Here is a 22055-nt window from a genome sequence, read left to right as displayed (position 1 = left end):
GCGAAACCGGGGTTCAGAAGTTCGCGGCCTCCAGTGCCATCACCGTATCCGCGCCGGACTGGATGCGGGTCAGGTGCAGCGCCGTGGCAGGCAGTTGCCGCGCCATGTAGTAGCGCCCGGTGGCCAGTTTCGTCTCGTAGAATGAAGCGTCACCCTTGCCCTCCGCAAGCGCCTTCTTGGCTGCCAAGCCCATTTTCGCCCACATCAGCCCGAGGCAGACATGCCCGAACATGTGCATGAAATCATTGGAGCCGGCGAGCGCGTTGTTGGGGTTCTTCATGCCGTTCTGCATGAAGTACATGCCCGCCTGTTGCAGGTCCTTGCTGGCCGCCTTGAGCGGATCGAGGAAACCCGCATCATATTCCGCGTCCTGACCGGCGTTCTCCTTGATGAAACCTTTCACCATGTCGAAGAAGGCCATGACGTGCTTGCCACCGTCCTGCGCCAGCTTGCGACCCACGAGGTCAAGCGCCTGCACGCCGTTGGCCCCCTCATAGATCATCGCGATCCGGGCATCGCGGGTGAACTGCGACATGCCCCATTCCTCGATATAGCCATGCCCGCCATAGACCTGCTGTGCCTTCACGGTCATGTCGTAACCCTGATCGGTCAGGAAGCCCTTGATCACCGGCGTCAGCAGCGAGACGAGGCCGTCCGCGTCCTTGTCGCCCGCGCGGTGCGCCGCGTCGATCATGGTGGCGCCCCAGAGGATGAAGGCGCGCGCGCCCTCGGCAAAGCTTTTCTGATCCATCAGGCTGCGGCGGATGTCGGGATGCACGATCAGCGGATCGGCGGGTTTGTCGGGGGCTTGCGCACCTGTCACCGCGCGGCCCTGCAGGCGGTCCTTGGCGTATTCCAGCGCGTTCTGATAGGCGACCTCGGCCTGCGCCAGACCCTGCATGCCCACGCCCACACGGGCCTCGTTCATCATGGTGAACATGGCGCGCATGCCCTTGTGTTCCTCGCCCAGCAGGAAACCGGTGGCGCCGTCATAGTTCATCACGCAGGTGGAATTGCCGTGGATGCCCATCTTTTCCTCGATGGAGCCGACGGAAACGCCGTTGCGTTCACCCAGAGAACCGTCCTCGTTCACCATGAATTTCGGCACGATGAAAAGCGACACGCCCTTGATCCCCTCCGGGCCGCCTTCGATCTTGGCCAGCACCAGGTGGATGATGTTCTCGGCCATGTCGTGTTCACCGGAAGAGATGAAGATCTTCTGGCCGGTGATCTTGTAGGAGCCATCGTCCTGCGGGGCCGCCTTGGTGCGCATCAGGCCCAGGTCGGTGCCGCAATGCGGTTCGGTCAGGTTCATCGTGCCGGTCCAGTCGCAGGCGACCATTTTCGGCAGATAGGTGTCTTTCTGCGCGTCCGTGCCATGCGCCAGGATGGCAGAGGCGGCACCATGGGTCAGACCCTGATACATGGTGAAAGCCTGGTTCGCAGAGGAGAACATCTCGCCCACTGCGGTGCCCACAACATAGGGCATGTTCTGCCCGCCGTATTGTTCCGGCATGTCCAGACCCGGCCAGCCGCCTTCCTTGACCTGCTCGAAGGCTTCCTTGAAGCCCTTGGGCGTATAGACGACGCCGTTTTCCAGCCGGCAGCCTTCCTTGTCGCCCACCACGTTCAGCGGGGCCAGAACGCCGGAGGTCAGCTTGCCCGCTTCTTCGAGGATGGCAGAGGTGAAATCGGCTTCCAGCTCATCATAGCCGGGGATGCTGCTGCCGGTCACGTTCAGCACATCGTGCAGGACGAATTGCAGGTCTTTGACGGGGGGGGTGTAGCTTGGCATGGGGTTCTCCCTAAAACGCGTGTCGGTGGGGCAGGGCGCCTATTCGGCGGCCTTGCGGGATTGGGTCATGGAGGCAATCATCTTTTCCCCCCATTTCAACTGATCTTTCAGGTCGTCGATGGCCTCGTTCAGCTCATCGCGCTGCGCTTCCATGTCGGCAAGCCGGGCGCGCGCGATCTCATAGGTCCGCGCGATCTGGGTCTGCTGCTGGTCGCCCATGTGATAGAGGTCCAGCAACTGGCGGATTTCCTCCAGCGAGAAGCCAAAGCGCTTGCCGCGCAGGATCAGCTTCAGCCGCGCGCGGTCCCGCTTGGTGAACAGGCGCTTCTGGCCTTCCCGGATCGGGAAAAGCAGTTCCTTGGCCTCGTAAAAACGCAGAGTGCGCGGGGTGACATCATAGGTGTCGCACATCTGGCGAATGGTCAGCGTATCTGTTGTCATCATCTCTGCTCTCATCAGAAAACCATCACGTTGATTTTGATCTGGGGATACAGAAAGTCTCTTACAACAGCGGTTGACGTTTACGTAAGTCATACGTCACGTCACTTTCGTTTCCGGACAGGCGGCAAGCCGCTGCAATGCCGGGCAACTGCCTTTGCCCCCGTTAAATTGGGGTTTGACGGCAGTTTTCAATCTACTTATGTCGCAAAATCTTGTAGAATAGCGCAAGGATCGCGAGGATCTATGTCCCAGACAACGGTCAGGAGTTTCGTAAAGGACTGCGCGGCTGCATCGGATGCCGCGAGCCTCTGGCGGACCATTGTCGCGTTTTTCCACAATTGTGGCATAGAGATGGTCAGCTATCATCTGGACAACGCCGAGGACCTTCCGGGGGGGCGAACGGGCTTTGTCGAGGATGGATTCCCCGAAGAATGGATCTGCGAATACATCGACTCGAATCTGCAGGTCATCGACCCGATACCCGGACTTGCGGCCAGATTGTCCCGGCCGTTCCTGTGGTCCGAGATCGAGAAACTCGCCAATCTGACCGAACAGGAAGCAGATTTCATACGCCGGCGGAAGGCATCCGACTTTGGCGACGGGATCGCGCTTCCGGTGTTTGGTCCGAAGGGGCGCAACGCCTATTTCGGGCTCGGGTTTGGAAAATCGGTTGTCACGGTCCGGCCCGAAAACACCTTCGAGATGCAATGCGTGGCACAGATCGCACATCTTCGGTTCTGCGAACTGATAGAGGACACGCTGCGCACCATCGATCTTTCCCCCAGGGAGCTGGAAATCCTGCGCTGGATGGCACGGGGCAAAAGCAACAGCGTGATTGCCGAAATTCTGGGCATTTCAAGGCATACGGTTGACACCATAGGCCGCAGACTATTTGACAAATTGGATGTTAACGATCGCACGACCGCAGCCATCAAAGGGCTCGGGTCGGGACTTTTGCAAATTAAAGAACTTGATATCGTGTAGCGCATTCGCGTGACGTGACCCGCGCGTTTGCCACGGCTATCTGACCCGTCCATGCGCTATGCTGCACATGCAGCATGCACTGCGAAAGGCTCCTAGATGAACGATTCCGCGAAATCCCTTCCCACATGTGATCCCCGTGAACGTCTGTTGGAAGCGGCCAAGCTGGTAGAAGACGCTGCTTACGACCTGGCGTCATCCCATTCCAGCGGGCTGGTGTCGGAATTGATCGTGATCGCCGCAGAGATGGACCGAATCGCAAAAGTCATCGCGCCCGCCGACCGCCTGCAGGATGAAGGGGTCAAAACCTGATCCGACGGGGACTGAGCCGCGGATCAAGGGGTCGAAAACCTTTGATTAATGGGTCCTCACCCTAAGCGCTTCTCTTTTCCAGCTCGCCGACGGTGTCATCGTGCAGGCGCTGCAATTCGGCCATGGCCTCATCCAGTTGCGCGCGCTGCTCTGCCAGTTCCTTGAGTTGCCGCTCCGAGGCCGTCACCCAGGCGCGCATCTGCGCCTCGGTTCCTTCCTTTTCGTAGATCAGCAGCCACTGCCGGATGCCCTCTAGGGAAAAACCGAACTTGCGGCCGCGCAGGATCAGTTTCATCCGCGCGCATTCCCTGGGGCTGTAAAAGCGTGACCGCCCTTCGCGTTCCGGCTGCAGCAGTTCGATGTATTCATAGTAACGCAGCGTGCGTGGTGTGACGTCGAACCGTGCACACATCTGTTTGAAGGTCAGTCTTTCTTCGGCCATCATCAATCTCCCGCAGCGCAAGCTAGGATGATGCCGTGCCAAGCGCAACAGGTGGTCTTGTCCTTTGCGTGTCACCAGCCGATAACGGTGCCCGAAAGAGGGGCCGATGACGGACAAATTGAAACAAGCCAACCAGTTCATCCGCGCCTTGCCGCATGCGCGCGCGCTTGGGATGGAGCTGCAATCTCTGGAAATGGGAACCGCGATCATTTCCATGCCCTATGCCGAGAGGCTGATCGGTGACCCCAAGACAGGCGTTGTGCACGGCGGCGCCGTGTCGGCGCTGATGGATACGGCCTGCGGCGCTGCGGTGATGAGCCATCCCAGCAATCCGGCGGGCACCGCAACCATTGATCTGCGCATCGAATACCTGCGGGCCGCCACGCCCGGGCAGACGATCACCACCGAAGCCACCTGTTACCATGTCACCCGCTCCGTGGCCTTTGTGCGCGCCACCGCTCATGACGAGGACCGCGCGACGCCCGTGGCCATGGCCACAGGGACCTTCACGGTGGAGGGGCGCAAATGACCCGGCGTCCCGCACCTGAACCGGTTCAGATCGTCAAACAGCGCCGCGATGCCGTCTTGCGCGCCCTGGTCGAGGGGGTGCCCTATGTGCAGTTCATGGGCATCACCTTTGAACGCCGGGGCGATGAGCTGACGGGGATCATGCCCTACAAGGACGATCTGATCGGCAATCCGATCCTGCCCGCGCTGCATGGCGGTGCCACAGCGGCGTTTCTGGAGGTCACGGCGATCATCACGCTGAGCTGGGCCTTTATCTGGGAGGATATGGAAAGCGGCGCGCTGGATGTCAGCGATCTGAGCCATGTGCATCTGCCGCGCCTGCCCAAGACCATTGATTTCACCGTCGACTACCTGCGCTCCGGCCTGCCGCGCGACGCCTATGCCCGCGCCCGGATCAACCGCTCGGGGCGGCGCTATGCCAGTGTCCACGTCGAGGGCTGGCAGGACAACCGGGAACGGATGTTCGCCCAGGCGACAGGCCATTTCGTGATGCCGCAGCGCAAGGGGTGACGTGACAGATCCGATTTCCGACGGCGAGGTGCGCGCGATCAAGGCCGGTGCGCTGGCGCCCCGCGATGTGGTCACACATCGGCGCGTGCTGAACATCGCGCTGCCCATCGTCATCTCCAACGCCACCGTGCCCCTGCTGGGGGCGGTGGATACCGGGGTGGTGGGACAGATCGGGCTGGCCGCGCCGGTGGGGGCGGTGGGGCTGGGCGCGATCATCCTTTCCGCTTTCTACTGGGTCTTCGGGTTCCTGCGCATGGGGACCACCGGATTGACCGCGCAGGCAACCGGCAACGGTGACGAGGCCGAGGTGGCCGCCCTGCTGACGCGCGGGTTGCTGGTGGGCCTTGGGGCCGGTCTGATCGTGGTGGCCCTGCAGCTGCCGCTGTTCTGGGCGGCCTTCCTGGTCTCTCCGGGCACCGAGGAAGTCGAGGGCCTTGCGCGGTCCTATATGGCCATCCGCATCTGGTCGGCCCCGGCGGCCATCGCGCTTTATGCCATCACCGGATGGCTGATCGCACAGGAGCGCACCCGGGCGGTGCTGGTGATCCAGCTGGTGATGAACGGGCTGAACATCGGTCTGGACCTGTGGTTCGTGCTGGGGCTGGAATGGGGGGTGCAGGGCGTGGCCCTTGCCACTTTCATCGCGGAATGGACCGGGGCGATGCTTGGTCTGTGGTTCTGCCGCGCGGCCTTCCGGGGACCGGGCTGGCGCAACTGGCTGCAGGTTTTCAACCGGTTGAAATGGGTTCAGATGGTGCGGCTGAACACCGATATCCTGATCCGGTCGCTGCTGCTGGAGGCGATGTTTGTCTCTTTCATGTTTCTTGGGGCCGGGTTGGGTGATGTGACGCTGGCGGCCAATCAGGTGCTGCTGCATTTCCTGATGATCACCTCCTACGGGCTGGACGGTTTCGCCTTTTCGGCAGAGGCTTTGGTGGGCAAGGCCATGGGCGCGCGGCAGCGCGCTGTCCTGCGCCGCAGCGCGATGCTGAGCATGGGCTGGGCCTTTGCCACTTCGGCGCTGGTCGTGGTGGTTTTTGCGCTGGCCGGGCCGCAGATCATCGACCTGATGGTCAAGGCACCGGAGGTGCAGCAGATGGCGCGGGTCTTTCTGCCCTATGTCGTTGTCCTGCCCCTGATCGCCTGCGGGGCCTTCATGCTGGACGGGGTCTTTATCGGGGCCACGCGGTCTCGGGACATGCGCAACATGATGGCGATCAGTTTCGGCATCTACGTGGGGGCGGTGACCCTGCTGCTGCCCGCCATCGGCAATCATGGTCTCTGGGCAGCGATGCTGATTGCCTTCGTGGCGCGGGCCGTGACCCTTGGGCTGCGCTATCCCGCGCTTGAACGGGCGGCAGCTTAGAGCGCCCCGCCTTAAACTTGAATCGCCGATACCCTGCCGCGCTGCGCGCTCTCGGGACATCGGCGATATGGCGTGTATCAGGTAAAAGGCGGGACGCTGTAGGCGATTTTTGAAAAAATCGCCGCCGGAATTTTGCAAAATTCCGCAGCGCGTGTCAGAGCAGGTCCTGCACGGCCTCGGGAGGGCGACCGATTACCGCGCGGTTGCCTGAAAATACGATGGGCCGCTCGATCAGGACCGGGTTCTGCGCCATGGCCGACAGCAGCGCAGTTTCCGGAGTCACGCTGTTCAGGCCAAGCTCCTTGTAGCTCTTCTCTCCCTTGCGCAGCATGTCGCGCAGGGAGGACAGCCCCAGCGCCCTGCGGGCCGCGTCGATCTCGGCCTCGGTCGGTGCGTCCTCAAGGTAGCGGCGGATGGTGACCTCGGCGCCGCTCTGCTCGATCAGCGCCAGGGTCTGGCGGGATTTGGAGCAGCGCGGGTTGTGCCAGATGGTGATCATAGCCAGTCCCCTCTGCGGCTGCCGACGGCATCGGCCACCTGGTCAAACCCGTCCCGGGCCAGCAGGGTGTCAAGGCCGCGGGCGATTTCGCCGACGAGGCCAATGCCGCCGTAGACCAGGGCGGTGTAAAGCTGCACCGCGCTGGCACCTGCACAGATCTTGGCATAGGCCTGTTCGGCGGAGCCGACACCGCCGACCCCGATCAGGGGGATATCGGTAAGGGTGGAGAGCCGGGCCAGCACCCGGGTCGATTTTTCGAACAGCGGCGCGCCAGACAGGCCGCCCGCCTGCTGCGCATGGGCCGAGCGCAACCCGTCGCGGCCCAATGTGGTGTTGGTTGCGATGATCGCCGAGATGCCCGCGGCATTTGCCACCTCGGCCACATCGGCGATTTCCGCCTCCGACAGGTCCGGCGCGATCTTGAGGAAGACCGGGGTTGCGCCGCGCACCTCCATCACCCCGTCCAGCAGGGCCGCAAGCGCGGCCTTGCCCTGCAGGTCGCGCAGCTTTTCGGTATTGGGAGAGGAGACGTTGACGGTGGCAAAATCGACATGGTTGCGGGCCGCGATCATGACCCGGGCAAAATCATCCGCGCGGTCCGTGCTGGTCTTGTTCGCGCCGAGGTTCAGGCCAACCGGAATGCCAGCGCCGCGCCGCGCAAGCCTGCCACAGATGGCATCGGCGCCTTCGTTGTTGAAGCCGAAGCGGTTGATGGCGGCGGCGTCCTCGCTCAGCCGGAACAGGCGGGGGCGCGGGTTGCCCGGCTGCGGCAGGGGGGTGGCGGCCCCGATTTCGATAAAGCCGAACCCGGCGCGTGACAGCGGGGCGACGGCGGTGCCGTTCTTGTCGAAGCCTGCCGCCAGCCCGACAGGGTTGGGCAGGTACATGTCGGCAAGGGTGGTTTGCAGCCGTGGCGTGGTGACCGGGCCGGGGCTGGGGGCCAGGTTGCAGCGCAGTGCCCGCAGGGCAAGCCCATGGGCCACTTCCGGGTCAAGCCGATGCAGCGCGCCGAGCCCCAGACGCTCGATCAGCGACATCATGCAAAGCCATCCCGGGTGGCAAGCGGGGTGCTGCGGATCAGCCGCGAACTGCGGACAGCGGCCTGCCGGTGGATGACCGCGCGCTGATATTCGGGGTCCGAGACCATCGCCAGAAAGGCATGGGCATTGGGGTAGGCCGCGATGAACATCGCATCCCAGTTCTCATCCTGGGGGCCGATGAGGGTCATGTCGAACTGGCCCCGCCACAGGATGCTGCCCCCCACCCGCGCCAGAACCGGGGCCGAATGCCTGCCGTATAGCGCATAGGCCTGCGCCCCGGTCAGCCCGTCCCGGGCCAGCTCGTGATCGCCGGGGTAGTTCGCCAGATCGTTGAAGGCCACGAGGTTGAGCATGTTGAGGGGGGCATCGCGGTCCAGCGCCTTGAAGGCGTCGAACTGGGCGCGGTCCGGGTCGATGAAATCGCTCATTGGCCAGCTTCCTCCAGACCTGCGGGAAACTGGTGGCACCCGTCGAGGATCGGCAGCGGCTGCGCCCAGACCACATCCTCCATGGTCATGCGGCGGTAGAGATGCGGAAACAGCGCCCCGCCGCGCGAGGGTTCCCATTTCAGCGCCTCACCTGCGGCTGTCGCATCCACCGCGACCAGCATCAGCCCTTCGGCCCCGGCGAAATACTTCGCTGCTGTCTCTTCGACCTGTGCGGCGGTCGAGAAATGCACATAGCCATCGGCGATGTCGATGGGCGCCCCATCGGTGCTGCCGGCCTGGCGCAATGTGGTCCATTGGTCGGCCAGAAATATCTTGAAAATCAACATGAGGCAGTCATGCCCCGGCAGTCAACGCGGGTCAAGCCGGGTCGGACCCTCGCAACCACCTGGATGTGCCCCTGCCGTCGGATTTGAGTATTTGGGGCATGAAGAAGTCCGGTTTTCTCTTCTTTTTGCCAAAATATCCCGTCCGGACCCCGAAGCCCGCGCTTCATCGGCAAGGGCGCTGGGCATTGCCGCCTGCAGCGCTTGACCCAACGGCATGCCGCGCACAAGCGCTTTGACAGTCGCATGGGCGCAGGCCACCATGCTGCCATCTGTTCCAACTGGGGAAAAGCAATGAAACGATTCTTGACAAGCGTTGCAGCGCTGGGCCTGACGGCCGGTGCGGCTGCCGCCGACTATCAGCTTACCATTCTTCACACCAATGACTTCCACGCGCGGTTCGAGCCGATCAGCAAATATGACGGTCCCTGTGGTGCCGAAGACAATACCGCAGGCGACTGCTTTGGCGGTTCCGCCCGGCTGATGACAGCGATCACCGAGGCCCGTGCGCGGTCCAACAACTCGATCCTGGTGGATGGCGGCGACCAGTTTCAGGGGACGCTGTTCTATACCTATTACAAGGGCGCGCTGGCGGCCGAGATGATGAACAAGATGGGCTATGACGCGATGACCGTGGGCAACCACGAATTCGACGACGGGCCCGAGGTTCTGAAAGGCTTCATGGACACGATCGACTTTCCGATCCTGATGTCCAACGCCGATGTCTCGGCAGAGCCGCTGCTTGCGGGCAAACTGCCGAAATCCACCATCATCGAAAGGGGCGGTGAAAAGCTGGGCCTGATCGGGCTGACGCCGGAAGATACGGATGAGCTGGCAAGCCCCGGTGAGAACATCACCTTTTCCGACCCCGTTGCTGCGGTGCAGGGCGAGGTGGACAAGCTGACCGCCGAGGGCGTGAACAAGATCATCGTGCTGTCGCACTCCGGCTACGGCGTGGACCAGCGCGTTGCCGCTGAAACCACCGGCGTGGACGTGATTGTCGGCGGCCATTCCAACACGCTGCTGAGCAACACCAATGACCGTGCCGAAGGGCCCTATCCGACCATGGTGGGCAATACCGCCATTGTGCAGGCCTATGCCTATGGCAAGTTCCTGGGCGAGCTGAACGTGACTTTCGACGATGAAGGCAATGTGACCGAGGCCAGCGGCGAGCCGCTGATCATGGATGCCGCGGTGACCGAGGACGAGGGCACTGTCGCGCGCATCAGCGAAGCGGCGGCACCGCTGGAGGAGATCCGCAGCAAGGTCGTTGCCCATACGGATGAAGCCATCGGCGGCGACCGCGAGGTCTGCCGGTCCCAGGAATGCACCATGGGCAACCTGATTGCCGACGCCATGCTGGCGCGGGTGGCCGATCAGGGCATTGACGTGGCGATCCAGAACGGCGGCGGCATCCGTGCCTCCATCGACGCGGGCGATGTGACCATGGGCGAGGTGCTGACGGTCCTGCCGTTCCAGAACACCCTGTCCACCTTCCAGGTGAGTGGTGAAACCCTGAAGGCGGCGCTGGAAAACGGTGTCAGCCAGGTCGAGGAAGGCGCGGGCCGTTTCCCGCAGGTTGCGGGCATTACCTTTGCCTTTGATGCCAGTGCCGAACCGGGCAGCCGGGTCAGCGACGTGATGGTCGCGGGAGAGCCACTGGACATGGGCAAGACCTATGGCGTGGTCTCCAACAACTATGTGCGCAACGGTGGCGACGGCTACGACATGTTCAAGTCGGCAATGAACGCCTATGACTTCGGCCCCGATCTGGCCGATGTGACCGCCGACTACCTGGCGGCCAATGCGCCCTACAAGCCCTATACCGACGGGCGCATCACGGTAAAGTAAGGCATATGCCCTGAGTACGGAGAGGCGCGACCGGTCCCGGCCGCGCCTTTTCCTTTGCCACCGGGCGCCGGACTTTTCGAAAAGTCCGGGCCGATTTTTTCAAAAAAATCGTCACCGCCCGGACGGCGGGGTCAGCGCGCGGCCTGTGCCGGTTCCGACGGCTGCTGCGCGGCCTCGGCCGTCTGCAAGGCAGAGGTGCGGCCCGCGTTGAGGGGCTGAAAGCTGGACTTCTCCGCATCGGCCACCGCCTCGCGTTTGGAGATCCGCCAGAGCGTGTAAAGGATCACTACCCCGTGCGAGACCGCCGTGGTCATGAACAATGCGCGGATCCCGATCTCGGCCATGGCAAGGCCCGCCACCGTCGGCCCGATGATCGAGCCGATGCCGAAGGTCAGCAGCAGCCCGCCCGAGATCTGGATCGCCGTGCCGGGTTCGGCGTGGTCATTGGCATGGGCCACGATCACCGGATACATCGCATAGATCGAGCCGCCCAGCAGCGCGGCCAATGTCAGGTTCATCATCCGCCCCTGCGGGGCCAGCAGGATAAACCCAAGGTCGGCCACCAGCGCCAGCGCCGCCACGCCGACCAGCACCTTGCGGCGGTCCATCCTGTCGGACATCAGCCCCACGGGCATCTGGATGATGGCCCCCGCGAGGATCGGGATCGAGATGAAAAAGGATACCGCCGCCAGGACCAGCCCCACGTTCTGCGCATAGACCGCCGCCAGGGTGCCGAAGGCGGCGTTGGAGACACCGACCCAGAAGACCGCAAAGACCGCGACGGGCGAATTGCGCCACAGCGCCGCGAGGTTGAGCTTTACGGTGACCAGCGGCGCGGGGGAGGAGGAGGAGCTGAGCGCGGTCGGCACCAGTGCCATGCAATAGAAGATCGCCGCCAGGGCAAAGAACAGGAAGCCCGAGGGGTCCCCCACCGTCAGCATCAGTGATCCTGCCGTGCTCGCCGCGAGGTTGACCATTGTGTAGACCCCGAAAATGCGGCCACGGGTGTCCGGGGTGGATTGCTCGCTCAGCCAGCTTTCCACGATCATCGCCGCCCCGGCAAAGCAGAAACCGCAGACGCCGCGCAGCACGATCCAGGCCCAGGGGGTGATCTGGATGGCGCTGGCCAGCATGGAAATCGCCGCAATCGCGGCCATCGCGCCAAAGGCCCGGATGTGGCCCACCCGCGCCACCAGCGGCGGCGTCATGATGCAGCCCGACACATATCCCACGGCCCAGCCGGTGCCCAACAGCCCCAGCGAAATGGCCGAGAACCCTTCTATCGTGCCGCGCACGGGCAGGATCAACCCGTTGATTCCGCCTGCAAAGAGCAGGAAGGCGGAGCCAAGCAGAAGCGCGCTGACGGGCAGGAATTGTCTGATCATCTCTTGATATCCTATGGCCAATTGCCCGAAGCTTGCCAGATATGCCCCGCCTTTTACAGGTGGGGTCTGCGATTATCCGGGGACCGCCGCTTTTGCAGGTTTTCGGGGCGCAGGACAGGCTCAAGGCCGGTGACGGCCGGAAAGGACAGCAGATGTGCGGACGGATTGCAGTGACCTTGCCCCATGATGCCATGGCGCGGCTCTTTGCGGCGACGCCGGCCAACAACCTGCCGAAGGTGCCGCAGTATAATGTCTGCCCGACGAACCAGGTCCATATTGTCACTGGCAGTGGCGATGGGCCGCGAAGGCTGGGCGCGATGCGCTGGGGGTTCATCCCCCGATGGTACAAGAAACCGGGCGATGGCCCCTTGCTGATCAACGCCCGGGCCGAGACGATTGCCGAAAAGCCGGCTTTTGGCGCGGCGGCGCGGGAACGGCGGGGGCTTGTCGTGGCGTCAGGGTTCTATGAATGGACCAAGGATGCGGAAGGGGGGCGTGACCCCTGGTACATCACCCGGCGCGACGGGGCGCCCCTGGCCCTGGCGGCGATCTGGCAGGACTGGCGCGCGGAGACTGATGAGGGGCTGCGGACATGTGCGGTGGTGACCTGCGCCGCAAATGATCCGATGCGGGCGATCCATCACCGCATGCCGGTCATCATCGAGGCGGCGGACTGGCCGCTCTGGCTTGGCGAGGCGGGCAAGGGGGCGGCAACCCTGATGGTGCCCGCAGCCGATGATCTGCTGACCTGGCATCGGGTGGACCGTGCCGTCAATTCCAATCGCGCCGAAGGGCCGGAACTGATCGAAGAAATCTGAACGCAGAAAAGGGCCGCGTCACTGTCACGCGGCCCTTTGCGGGGTCGTTTTTGATATCAGTCGTTCAGCGGGGCGGGATCATATGAAATCTCGCCTTCCATCAGGCCTTCGCCGTCTTCACCGTTGGTGAAGGTCAGGGGCGTCGCATGGGTCAGGTTCAGGCGATAGGTCGCATCCACTTCGATCGGGCCGGATGTCCATGTATCCTCGGGGCCGGAGAGGTGCTGAACCTGGCCGCTCTGGTTGGTGAAAATGACATTGTCACCGGGCTTTGCGTAGATGGTCGAAGGGAAATAGGACCCTTCCACGATCAGCACGGATTGGTTGTCGGCCTGGGCCGCACCGGCCCAAAGCGTGCTGGCAGCGGCAATTGCGCAGGCGCCTTTGCAGAATGATGTAAGCATCGAAGTGCTCCTTGTAACGGCCCCACCCGGTTACGGATAAATTTGCTTAGAAGGTAAATGCGGCATAAATTTGGCGAATTGCCGCTTTGTGCCCCTATTGCAGCGTCCCGCCTTTGACCCGGGGCAGATCACATCTCCACTGTCCCGAGAGCGCGTAGCGCGGCAGGGTATTGGCGATGCAGGTTCAAGGCAGGGCGCGATAAGTTCCTGACCGGCGTCCTGCTCCCAAACCGTCCTGCGCAAAGCCTGACTCAAGCAACGTTGCTTGAAATCAGGGATTTCAACGTTACGAAAAACGCCTCTGCGCGCCGTTCCGCTACGGACGACATGTCATGTAAGACATGTCAAAAATGACAGGTCTTGCATGACATGTCTGCAAGTGAGGGGAGCAGGGAGCAGGCGGCAAAAGTCGAAAGTGTAACGCGTAATGCGTAAAGCCTATGGCTCGGACGCCAGTCTGAATGACCTGTGGTCGCCTGAAATCCATGATTTCAAGCGGGGATGACGAAGGTTTCAGGTAAAGGCGAAGCGCTTCAATCCTCGGCCTGTCCGGCCTGGGCCGCGAGCCAGGTGATGAAGGAGCCAAGTGCCGCGCCGGTGTCGCGGTCCCGCGGCCAGACCAGATAGTAGCTGCCGATGCTCTGGGTGGTCTGGTCGGAGGCCAGGATCAACTGCCCGTCGCGCAGATAGGGGTCGGCAAAGAAGGTTGGCAGCAGCGCCACGCCCAGCCCATGGATCGCCGCCTGCGCCATGGTGGAAAACTGATCAAAGACCATGCCCGCGGGCGGCTCCGCTTCAACGCCCAGGGCGGCCAGCCAGCGCGCCCAGCCTTTTGGTCGCGTTTCCAGATGCAGCAGGGGGTGGTTCAGCATCTCTGCCGCGTCATGCACCGGCGCCTGCATCAGGTCGGGGGCGCAGACGGGCACCACGGTTTCGGGCATCAGTGGCAGGTAGCTGACGCCGGGCCAGTCCTCGCGCCCGAAATGGATCGCGGCGTCAAAGGTGCTGTCCTCGATCGCATAGGGTTTCAGCCGGGTGGAGAGGTTCACGGTGACTTCCGGATGGCTGCGGGCGAAATCGCGCAGGCGGGGGGCCAGCCAATGCATTCCGAATGCGGGCAGGATCGACAGGTTCAGCGCGCCGCCCAGCGGGTTGGTCCGCGCCGCCACGCTGGCCTGCGCCAGACGGTTCAGGATGTCGCGGACGTGGCGGACATAGGTCTGTCCGGCTTCGGTCAGGACAAGCTGCCGGCCCTGCCGGGTCAGCAGTTCGACGCCAAGTTGCGCTTCCAGCGTCTTGAGCTGCCGGCTGATCGCGGATTGCGTCAGCGACAGTTCCTCTGCCGCGCGGGTGGCCGCGCCCAGCCGCGCCACCGCCTCGAAGGCAAGCAAGGCAGAGATCGACGGCAGGAAGCGGCGGGGGGCGATCATCTATGACTTTTTCTCATATATGCAGGACAAAGCAGCGATAGTCATTCAGGGCCGTTTTTGCAATACTGCGCGCAACCGCACCCCCCAATGGAGGAACTGCCATGAACGCCGAAGCCCCAATCCTGCGCGCCAAGGATGCCCCCGATCTGGGCACCTTTGACTGGACCGACCCGTTCCGTCTGGACAGCCAGCTGACCGAAGACGAGCGGATGATCCGCGATTCCGCGCATGCCTATGCCCAGGAAAAACTGCAGCCCCGCGTCATCGACGCCTTTGCCAACGAGGAAACCGATCCGGAAATCTTCCGCGAGATGGGTGAGATGGGACTGCTGGGCATCACCATCCCCGAGGAATACGGTGGCTTGGGCAGCGGCTATGTCTCTTACGGGCTGGTCGCGCGTGAGGTGGAACGGGTGGATTCCGGCTATCGGTCGATGATGTCCGTGCAATCCAGCCTCGTGATGTATCCGATCTATGCCTATGGGTCAGAGGCGCAGCGCAAGAAATACCTGCCCAAGCTCTGCACCGGCGAATGGATCGGCTGTTTCGGCCTGACCGAGCCTGACGCCGGTTCCGACCCCGCCGGGATGAAGACCCGCGCGGTCAAGACTGCCACCGGCTACAAGCTGACCGGCTCCAAGATGTGGATCTCCAACGCGCCCATCGCCGATGTCTTTGTTGTCTGGGCGAAATCCGATGAACACGACGGCAAGATCCGCGGCTTCGTGCTTGAGAAGGGCATGAAGGGGCTGAGCGCGCCCAAGGTCGGCAACAAACTGTCGCTGCGCGCCTCGATCACCGGTGAGATTGTCATGGACGGTGTGGAAGTGAGCGAAGAGGCGCTGCTGCCGCATGTGCAGGGGCTCAAGGGGCCGTTCGGCTGCCTGAACCGTGCGCGTTACGGCATTTCCTGGGGTGCCATGGGAGCGGCGGAATTCTGCTGGCACGCGGCACGCCAATACGGGCTTGACCGCAAGCAATTCGGCAAGCCCCTGGCGCAGACGCAATTGTTCCAGAAGAAACTGGCCGACATGATGACTGAAATCTCGCTGGGCCTGCAGGGCTCGCTGCAGGTGGGCCGTCTGATGGATCAGGCCAATGCGGCGCCCGAGATGGTCTCCATCGTCAAGCGCAACAACTGCGGCAAGGCGCTGGATGTCGCGCGCCACGCCCGTGACATGCACGGCGGCAACGGCATTTCCGGCGAATTCCAGGTGATCCGTCACATGATGAACCTGGAGACCGTGAACACCTATGAGGGCACCCATGACGTGCATGCCCTGATCCTGGGCCGTGCGCAGACCGGCTTGCAGGCGTTCTTTTAAAGCGCCCGACCTTATATCTGACGCAACGTGTGACATGAATGTCCCGAAAGCGCCGCAGGCGCGGCAGGATGTTCGTGTCACAGCTTCAAGACCGGGCGCTAAAGCGCCCCGCCTTAAATTTGAATCGCCGATACCCTGCCGCGCTTCGCGCTCTCGGGACATCGGCGATACTGAGTGTATCAGGTCAAAGGCGGGACGCTGCAAGGCACCGGATTGAGGGGGCGTTCCTCCCCCTCAAACTCCCCCTCCGGATATTTCCTGCCAAAAAGAGAATGATCCCATGCCCGCTGGCATAGCGCAGCCTCCGGCCCCGCCGGGCGCTGTTTTGTTGAGGATTCACAACTACGGAGAGTGCCGCCGGGGCATTTTTGCACCATATTTGGGCAACAAACCGGATTGTGAACGGAATATTGCAGTCGTGTTTTGCTTTTGAAAACGCTCGCGGGTTAGCTTTAACGCGCAAAGCGCAACAGGAGTTCCCATGTTTCGAAATTTTTTTGCCGCCTGTCTTCTTTCCGTTTGTGTCCAGCCGGTCCTGGCGGCTGATGGCCATCCGGCATGCAGCCGCGCCGGGCCGGGGCTGAACTTCTGCGCGGGGGAAGATTTCATGCGCATCGACAAGGGGCAGAGCATGGGGATCAGCTATTGGCTGCATCCTGATGGCTTCATTTCCAAGGTTCTGGCCGAAAAGGACGGCACGATTGCCGCCACCCAGCAGGCGATCGAGGCGCGGATCATCGAGATGATCAATGCCCGCGCCGGGGCTGTGGGGCAGGACTTCGAATTTGTCGATCTGGACAGCCGGTCGATCAATGGCGCACCTTTTGGCACTTTGACCTATCGCCTTGCGGGGCCGAAGAAGGCGACAACCGTGTTGCACAGCTATGCCGCGCTGAATGGTGTGCTGGTTCAGGTGCTCAGCCAGGTCGCGCCGCGCAGCTCTGCCGGCGATACCGAGGCGCTCAGGCATGCGCATTTCGCGGCTGTCGGCGCATTGCAGCCAACCGGGCCGGAAGCGGAACTCTGATCCTGTTGCGTCATGCGAAAAACCACAATCACCTGACGCTGCCTGAAATCAGAGATTTCAACGCGTCACGTGATCTCTGATGCTTCAGGTAATTCGTCAGACGCTTTGGTCGCGCGGGGCGGGTGCGCCCCCTTCGAAATTATTGCCATTCACATAGTCGCAGGGCGCTTCCTGCATTTCCAGGTGCAGGCCGGTGCCGGTATAGGGATGGGCGCGGGCCAGATCCTCGTCCACCTCGATGCCGAGGCCGGCGGCGGTGGGCGCGGGGATAAAGCCGTCTTCCACCCTGATACTTCCCTTGATCAACGCGTCATGAAACGGGGTTTCGATGGTTTCGGCCATCAGCAGGTTGGGGATGGAGACGGCGAACTGGATGTTGGCCGCCCATTCGACCGGCCCTGCATAGAGATGCGGCGCCATCTGGGCGTTATAGACCTCTGCCATGGCGGCGATTTTCCTGGTCTCCCAGATGCCGCCGGACCGGCCAAGGGCAGGTTGCAGGATCGCCGCCGCCCCGGCCCGCAGGACGGGCGCGAATTCGGCCTTTGTCGTCAGCCTTTCGCCCGTGGCGATGGGAATGCCGACGGCACCGGCCACCTGCGCCATCTGAGCGACATTGTCGGGCGGCACCGGTTCTTCGTACCAGAGCGGGGAATAGGGCGCGATGGCCTGGCCCAGCCGGATCGCGCCTGCGGTGGTGAACTGGCCATGGGTGCCGAAAAGCAGATCCGCCTTGTCGCCCACCGCCGCGCGGATCGCGGCGCAGAATGCGACGGACTGGCTGATGTCGCTCATCGCGGGCATATGGCCGCCGCGCAGGGTATAGGGCCCGGCAGGGTCGAACTTCACCGCCGTATAGCCGCGCGCGACACAATCGGCGGCGGCTTCGGCCGCCATCCCGGGTGAGGTCCAGAAATCGGCCAGGCTGTGCTGGGGCAGGGGGTAGAGATAGGTATAGGCGCGGACCCTGTCGTTCATCCGCCCGCCGATCAGCGCATGCACCGGGCGGTCGCGGTCCTTGCCCAGGATGTCCCAGCAGGCAATCTCCAGCCCCGAAAAGGCCCCCATGACCGTCAGGTCGGGCCGCTGGGTGAAACCGCTGGAATAGACCCGCCGGAACATCAGCTCGATGTTTTCGGGGTTCTCCCCGGCCATGTGACGCTCGAAGACATCTTTGATCACCGCGCGCATGGCCTCCGGACCGACAGAGGCGGCATAGCATTCGCCCCAGCCGGTGATGCCGGTATCCGTCGTCACCTTCACCAGGATCCAGTAGCGCCCGCCCCAGCCCGGGGCCGGGGGCGCGGTCACGATGATGTCCAGATCGGCCAGCTTCATGCCTTCAATCCTTCTGTATGTCCGACGTACCCCGGGCGGCAGGCCACCCGGGCGTTACCTGTCGAACAGGATCACGTTCCGCCGCGCGGCACCACCCTTGGTATCGGCAATCGCCTCGTTGATCTGCTCCAGCGACCAGCGCCCGGAGATCAGCTCGTCCAGTTTCAGACGCCCCTGAAGGTAGAGGTCCACCATCCAGGGGATGTCGCGCTGGATTACCACATCGCCCATCTTGGAGCCGACCATGCCCTGTCCCATGAAGGCCATGGTCACCGGTTCGTAAGAGGACATTGCGCCGGAATGAGGCATGCCCACCATGATCACCTTGCCACCGCCCGCCAGATAGCGCGGTGCCGCGTCATAGGCCGGGATCGCGCCCACGGTGACGATGACCGCGTCAGCGCCGCGGCCCATCGCCTTTTGCGCCGCGCGCCAGGGCTTGGGCCCGCTGGCCAGCACGCCGTCGGTGGCACCGAATTCTTTTGCCACGGCCAGTTTCTCTTCGCTCATGTCCACGGCGACGATGCGCCGCGCGCCTGCGATGCGTGCGCCCTGGATGGCGTTCAGCCCCACGCCGCCTGCACCGATCACCACAACGTCCTGACCGGCGCGCAGACCTGCCGCATTGACCACGGCACCAACCCCGGTGATCACGCCGCAGGCGATCAGGGCGGCGGCTTCCTTGGGGATGTCAGGGCTGACCTTGACCACCTGGGATTGTTCGACCACGACCTTTTCGGCAAATGCGCCCGAGGCCATGGCCTGATGCAGCGTGCCGCCGTCTGCCGTCTTCAGCGGGCCCTTGTCACCGTCATAGGGGGTTTCGCAGACCGTCGGGCTGCCGCTGGCGCAGCTGGGGCAGGCGCCGCAGGCGCGGATCAGGGTGACGACAACGCTGTCGCCCGCCTCAAGACCCCGCACATTGGCCCCAACCGCCGATACGCGGCCCGCGGCCTCGTGGCCATAGACCGCAGGCAATGTGCCGCCCCAGGCCCCTTCGGCATAGGAAATGTCGGAGTGGCAGATCGCGACCGCATCCAGCGTCACTTCGACTTCGCTGCCCTCGGGCGCGCGCAGCTGCACCTCTTCGATCACGAGGGGAGCACCGAATTCATGGGCGACGGCGGCTTTGATCATTTGCACGGGTAAAATCCTTTCCGGGGCAAGTGGCGTGGTCTCTGGGCGGTAGCCTGACCCGGAACCGCGGTGCGGCGCAACCGTGGAAGCGGCGGGGAGTGTCGCTTTACGCTGCGTCGGTTCGCACAGCGGGACGGATGAACAGCAAGAGCGCGGCAACAGAGAGGCACATGGCCACCAGGAAGGGCGCGCCGGGCAGATAATGCGCGGTGTCGCGCTGGGCGAAAGTGGCAAAGGTCCAGGTCATGGCCAGGGGAGAGAGGATCATCGCCAGCGAGGCGGCAGAGGTCAGCGCGCCCTGCAATTCGCCCTGGGCATTGGCGGCGACCCGTTGTGACATGATGCCCTGCAGGGCAGGCGGGATCACCCCGGCAAGTGCCGCCAGCGGTGTCAGGGCCAATGCCAGCGGCCCGGAAGAGATGATCCCCAGCGTGCCATAGGCGGCAATGGCAAAGACCTGGCCCAGCACGACGGTGCCGCGCTCGCCGAACCAGTGCAGCGCCAGCCGGATCGCGCCGCCCTGCACCAGCGCCATCACCGCGCCGAAGACACCCAGTGACAGGCCGATGACGGCGGGTGTCCAGCCGAAACGCTCCTGGCCGAAGTAGGACCAGACCGAAGGATAGACCGCAAAGGCCACGTGATAGAGGAAATAGACCAGCAGCAATTGCCGCAGGCCGGGCAGGCGGCCCAGGTGGCGCACCACGCCCAGCGGGTTCGCGCGCCGCCAGTCGAAGGCACGGCGGTTCTCCGGGCGGACGGTTTCACGCAGCACCACCCAGCCCAGCAGGACATTGCCGCTGGCAAGCCCCGCCGCGGCCCAGAACGGCGCGCGGGTGCCGTATTCGGCCAGCACGCCGCCGATCAGCGGCCCCAGCACAAATCCCGCGCCAAAGCTGGCCCCGATCAGGCCAAAGTTGCGGGTGCGCTCGCCGGGGGCGGAAACATCGGCCATATAGGCGGTTGCGGTGCTCTGGGTGGCGGCGGTGATGCCACCGACGATCCGGCCTGCCAGCAGCAGCCAGATGCTGCCCGCCAGCGCCATGACCACGTAATCGGCTGCCATGACCAGAAGCGATATCAGCAGGACGGGCCGCCGGCCAAAGCGGTCGGAAAGGCTGCCTAGCGCGGGGCCGCAGAGAAACTGCATCACCGCAAAGCTGGTGGCCAGCAGGCCGCCCCAAAGCGCCGCTTCGCCCAATGTGCCGCCGCGCAGTTCGCGGATCAGATCCGGCATCACCGGGACCATCAGACCGATGCCGATGGCATCGATCATCACGGTCAGCATGATGAAGACGACGGCGGGCCGCATCCGTGTCAGAGCGACTGCGTCCGTGCGGCAAAGCGCTCCGCCTGCCTGCTGGCGTCGCCGGTGCCGGAGCCGGGGGCAAAGACCGCGCGGTCAAGCTGGGGGTAATCGGCGAGCGCCAGTGTTTCCAGCGAGGTGCGCTTGTCCAGCGCGTCGAGGCAAAGCGCCTTGGTGACCTTCTGCGCCTCGGGGCGCGGCATGATCTCGGCCAGGGCAAAGCTGAGGGCCTCGGCGTGGATCAGGCCCAGCCCGCTTTCGAGGTTAGATTGCATCCGGACCGGGCGGGGGACAAATCCGTCGGCCAATTCCCTGGCATGTCCGAGGGCAGCGGCCAGCGACAGCGTGAGCTGCGGCACTGCCATCCATTCGGCGAACCATGCGGCGCCGTCACGCTGGTGCTGGTGGGCGGCGGCGGATTGCAGGCTGCTGCGCAGGCCGGTGAACTGATGCCCCAGCGCCACCATGGCCGAGGGGGCCACCGGGTTCTGCTTTTGCGGCATGGTCGAGGAGGCCCCGCCGGAGCCGAGCGAGATTTCCTGCGTGTCGCTGCCTGACAAGGCGATCAGGGTCTGGCCCATATGCGCAAGCGCTGCCATGACCTGACCCTGCCAGTCCGCGATGCGCAGGATTGGCGTGCGGTCGGTGTGCCAGGACCGCTGCGGGTCATGCAGGCCCAGGGCCTTTGCCAGACCGGCGCGTGTCGCCGCCGCGTCATGGCCCAGTGCCGAGGCGGTGCCGGAGGCGCCGGAGAGCGACACCCAGAGCGAGGTCTTGCACAGGTGATCCAGCCCGGCCAGCGCGTCCAGCAGCGGCGTTCCGAACTGGGCCAGCACGGCGCCCCATGTGGTGGGCGTGGCGTATTGGCCATAGGTGCGGGCGGGCATCGGCTGATGCGCATGTTCCGCCGCTTTCTGCCCCAGCGCCTTGAGGATATGGCGCAGATCCGCTTCGGCCAGCGCCAGGGCCTGCCGCAGGCGCAGCATCAGCCCGGTATCGACGATGTCCTGACTGGTGGCCCCCCAATGGACGTATTGCGCATGTTCCGGTGCGTTCATCTCGGCCCTGAAGGCCGCCACGAGGCCCGGCACCGGCACGCCGTTCTGCCCGGTGCTGGCCCCCAGCGCCCCCGGATCCACGGCAATTTCCAGCGATGCGCGATGGATTGCGGCGGCGGAGATTTCGGGGATCACACCCTGCGCGCCCTGAACCTTGGCCAGCGCCCCTTCGACCAGCAGCATCGCGCGCAGCGCCGCGCTGTCGGTGAACAGCCGACCGGTCTCGCCGGGGTTGAACAATTGCGCGAAAAGCGGTGAATCGAAAACCGAGGCCGCCATCAGAACCGGCC

At 63.7% G+C, this 22055-nt stretch carries 23 protein-coding genes; 9 read left to right on the top strand and 14 right to left on the bottom strand.

The genetic code is table 11. The annotated features are described in order from the left end of the window. Window positions 1-13: 13 nt before the first annotated feature. Complete coding sequence (locus PVW51_RS04860) at window positions 14-1795, bottom strand: acyl-CoA dehydrogenase C-terminal domain-containing protein (protein WP_274573813.1); 1782 nt, start codon at window positions 1793-1795, stop codon at window positions 14-16. 39 nt (window positions 1796-1834) lie between these two features. Then, a complete protein-coding gene (locus PVW51_RS04855; protein WP_114275358.1) occupies window positions 1835-2236 on the bottom strand; it encodes a MerR family transcriptional regulator in 402 nt (133 codons plus the stop codon). A 30-nt stretch (window positions 2237-2266) separates the two neighbouring features. On the opposite strand from PVW51_RS04855, the gene PVW51_RS04850 reads away from it, so the two are divergent. Both PVW51_RS04850 and PVW51_RS04845 read left to right on the top strand, forming a co-directional pair. Next, window positions 2267-3220, top strand: a complete 954-nt coding sequence (locus PVW51_RS04850) for a helix-turn-helix transcriptional regulator (protein ID WP_274573812.1) — start codon at window positions 2267-2269, stop codon at window positions 3218-3220. Between the two features lie 96 nt (window positions 3221-3316). Continuing rightward, window positions 3317-3529: a hypothetical protein gene (locus tag PVW51_RS04845; RefSeq protein WP_269361127.1), complete on the top strand. Its 213-nt coding sequence runs from the start codon at window positions 3317-3319 to the stop codon at window positions 3527-3529. A gap of 61 nt (window positions 3530-3590) precedes the next feature. On the opposite strand, the gene PVW51_RS04840 is transcribed toward PVW51_RS04845, so the two are convergent. Further along, window positions 3591-3971 carry a MerR family transcriptional regulator gene (locus tag PVW51_RS04840; RefSeq protein WP_114275099.1) on the bottom strand — a complete coding sequence of 127 codons (381 nt, stop codon included), beginning with the start codon at window positions 3969-3971 and terminating at the stop codon, window positions 3591-3593. A 106-nt stretch (window positions 3972-4077) separates the two neighbouring features. On the opposite strand from PVW51_RS04840, the gene PVW51_RS04835 reads away from it, so the two are divergent. From PVW51_RS04835 to PVW51_RS04825, 3 genes are read left to right on the top strand one after another with little or no spacing between them, the layout of a single operon-like run. Continuing rightward, the gene (locus PVW51_RS04835; protein WP_269361125.1) at window positions 4078-4500 is read left to right on the top strand and encodes a PaaI family thioesterase; all 423 of its coding nucleotides are present in this window, start codon (window positions 4078-4080) and stop codon (window positions 4498-4500) included. Beyond that, entirely contained in the window at window positions 4497-5009 is a 513-nt protein-coding gene (locus PVW51_RS04830; RefSeq protein ID WP_274573811.1) for a PaaI family thioesterase, read from the top strand. Before PVW51_RS04835 ends, PVW51_RS04830 begins: the two co-directional genes overlap by 4 nt. Before the next feature lies 1 nt (window position 5010). Next, window positions 5011-6375: an MATE family efflux transporter gene (locus PVW51_RS04825; RefSeq protein ID WP_274573810.1), complete on the top strand. Its 1365-nt coding sequence runs from the start codon at window positions 5011-5013 to the stop codon at window positions 6373-6375. 154 nt (window positions 6376-6529) lie between these two features. Here PVW51_RS04825 and arsC read toward each other — a convergent pair whose 3' ends face one another. The 4 genes from arsC to PVW51_RS04805 are packed head-to-tail and all read right to left on the bottom strand — an operon-like array spanning window position 6530 to window position 8689. Beyond that, window positions 6530-6874 (bottom strand): arsenate reductase (glutaredoxin), encoded by a 345-nt coding sequence (gene arsC / locus PVW51_RS04820; protein ID WP_274573809.1) that lies wholly within the window; start codon window positions 6872-6874, stop codon window positions 6530-6532. Then, window positions 6871-7911, bottom strand: coding sequence for a quinone-dependent dihydroorotate dehydrogenase (locus PVW51_RS04815; protein ID WP_274574041.1), 1041 nt, complete (start codon window positions 7909-7911; stop codon window positions 6871-6873). Before PVW51_RS04815 ends, arsC begins: the two co-directional genes overlap by 4 nt. After that, window positions 7911-8342, bottom strand: a complete 432-nt coding sequence (locus PVW51_RS04810; RefSeq protein ID WP_269361117.1) for a DUF1330 domain-containing protein — start codon at window positions 8340-8342, stop codon at window positions 7911-7913. Before PVW51_RS04810 ends, PVW51_RS04815 begins: the two co-directional genes overlap by 1 nt. Further along, on the bottom strand, window positions 8339-8689 hold the full coding sequence (locus tag PVW51_RS04805) for a DUF952 domain-containing protein (protein WP_274573808.1): 351 nt from the start codon (window positions 8687-8689) through the stop codon (window positions 8339-8341). The genes PVW51_RS04810 and PVW51_RS04805 overlap by 4 nt, the downstream gene beginning before the upstream one ends. Window positions 8690-8980: 291 nt before the next feature. Here PVW51_RS04805 and PVW51_RS04800 point away from each other — a divergent pair, with 291 nt between their 5' ends. Continuing rightward, entirely contained in the window at window positions 8981-10537 is a 1557-nt protein-coding gene (locus tag PVW51_RS04800; RefSeq protein ID WP_274573807.1) for a bifunctional metallophosphatase/5'-nucleotidase, read from the top strand. Window positions 10538-10668: 131 nt separating this feature from the next. Here PVW51_RS04800 and PVW51_RS04795 read toward each other — a convergent pair whose 3' ends face one another. Then, window positions 10669-11922 (bottom strand): MFS transporter, encoded by a 1254-nt coding sequence (locus tag PVW51_RS04795; RefSeq protein WP_269361113.1) that lies wholly within the window; start codon window positions 11920-11922, stop codon window positions 10669-10671. Window positions 11923-12074: 152 nt separating this feature from the next. On the opposite strand from PVW51_RS04795, the gene PVW51_RS04790 reads away from it, so the two are divergent. Further along, window positions 12075-12740, top strand: coding sequence for an SOS response-associated peptidase (locus PVW51_RS04790; protein ID WP_274573806.1), 666 nt, complete (start codon window positions 12075-12077; stop codon window positions 12738-12740). A 56-nt stretch (window positions 12741-12796) separates the two neighbouring features. Here the strand turns inward: PVW51_RS04790 and PVW51_RS04785 are convergent, their stop codons facing one another. Both PVW51_RS04785 and PVW51_RS04780 read right to left on the bottom strand, forming a co-directional pair. Continuing rightward, complete coding sequence (locus tag PVW51_RS04785; protein WP_269361112.1) at window positions 12797-13144, bottom strand: hypothetical protein; 348 nt, start codon at window positions 13142-13144, stop codon at window positions 12797-12799. A 533-nt stretch (window positions 13145-13677) separates the two neighbouring features. Then, complete coding sequence (locus tag PVW51_RS04780) at window positions 13678-14574, bottom strand: LysR substrate-binding domain-containing protein (protein WP_274573805.1); 897 nt, start codon at window positions 14572-14574, stop codon at window positions 13678-13680. Window positions 14575-14675: 101 nt separating this feature from the next. Between PVW51_RS04780 and PVW51_RS04775 the strand changes: the two genes are divergently transcribed. Further along, window positions 14676-15899: an acyl-CoA dehydrogenase gene (locus tag PVW51_RS04775; RefSeq protein WP_269361110.1), complete on the top strand. Its 1224-nt coding sequence runs from the start codon at window positions 14676-14678 to the stop codon at window positions 15897-15899. A 481-nt stretch (window positions 15900-16380) separates the two neighbouring features. Continuing rightward, window positions 16381-16926 carry a hypothetical protein gene (locus PVW51_RS04770; RefSeq protein WP_269361109.1) on the top strand — a complete coding sequence of 182 codons (546 nt, stop codon included), beginning with the start codon at window positions 16381-16383 and terminating at the stop codon, window positions 16924-16926. Window positions 16927-17022: 96 nt separating this feature from the next. Here PVW51_RS04770 and PVW51_RS04765 read toward each other — a convergent pair whose 3' ends face one another. The 4 genes from PVW51_RS04765 to PVW51_RS04750 all read right to left on the bottom strand — a co-directional run bounded on the left by PVW51_RS04765 (window position 17023) and on the right by PVW51_RS04750 (window position 22044). Beyond that, complete coding sequence (locus PVW51_RS04765; protein WP_274573803.1) at window positions 17023-18264, bottom strand: mandelate racemase/muconate lactonizing enzyme family protein; 1242 nt, start codon at window positions 18262-18264, stop codon at window positions 17023-17025. 54 nt (window positions 18265-18318) lie between these two features. After that, entirely contained in the window at window positions 18319-19407 is a 1089-nt protein-coding gene (locus PVW51_RS04760) for a zinc-binding dehydrogenase (RefSeq protein WP_269361107.1), read from the bottom strand. 100 nt (window positions 19408-19507) lie between these two features. Continuing rightward, complete coding sequence (locus PVW51_RS04755; protein WP_274573802.1) at window positions 19508-20713, bottom strand: TCR/Tet family MFS transporter; 1206 nt, start codon at window positions 20711-20713, stop codon at window positions 19508-19510. Between the two features lie 5 nt (window positions 20714-20718). Then, a complete protein-coding gene (locus PVW51_RS04750) occupies window positions 20719-22044 on the bottom strand; it encodes a lyase family protein (protein ID WP_274573801.1) in 1326 nt (441 codons plus the stop codon). Window positions 22045-22055: the final 11 nt, after the last annotated feature.

It is taken from the genome of Sulfitobacter sp. PR48, assembly GCF_028807335.1.
Lineage (GTDB): Bacteria > Pseudomonadota > Alphaproteobacteria > Rhodobacterales > Rhodobacteraceae > Sulfitobacter.
The sequence above is the reverse complement of the archived record's forward strand: the minus strand, read 5'-3'. Positions and strand labels throughout refer to the sequence as shown.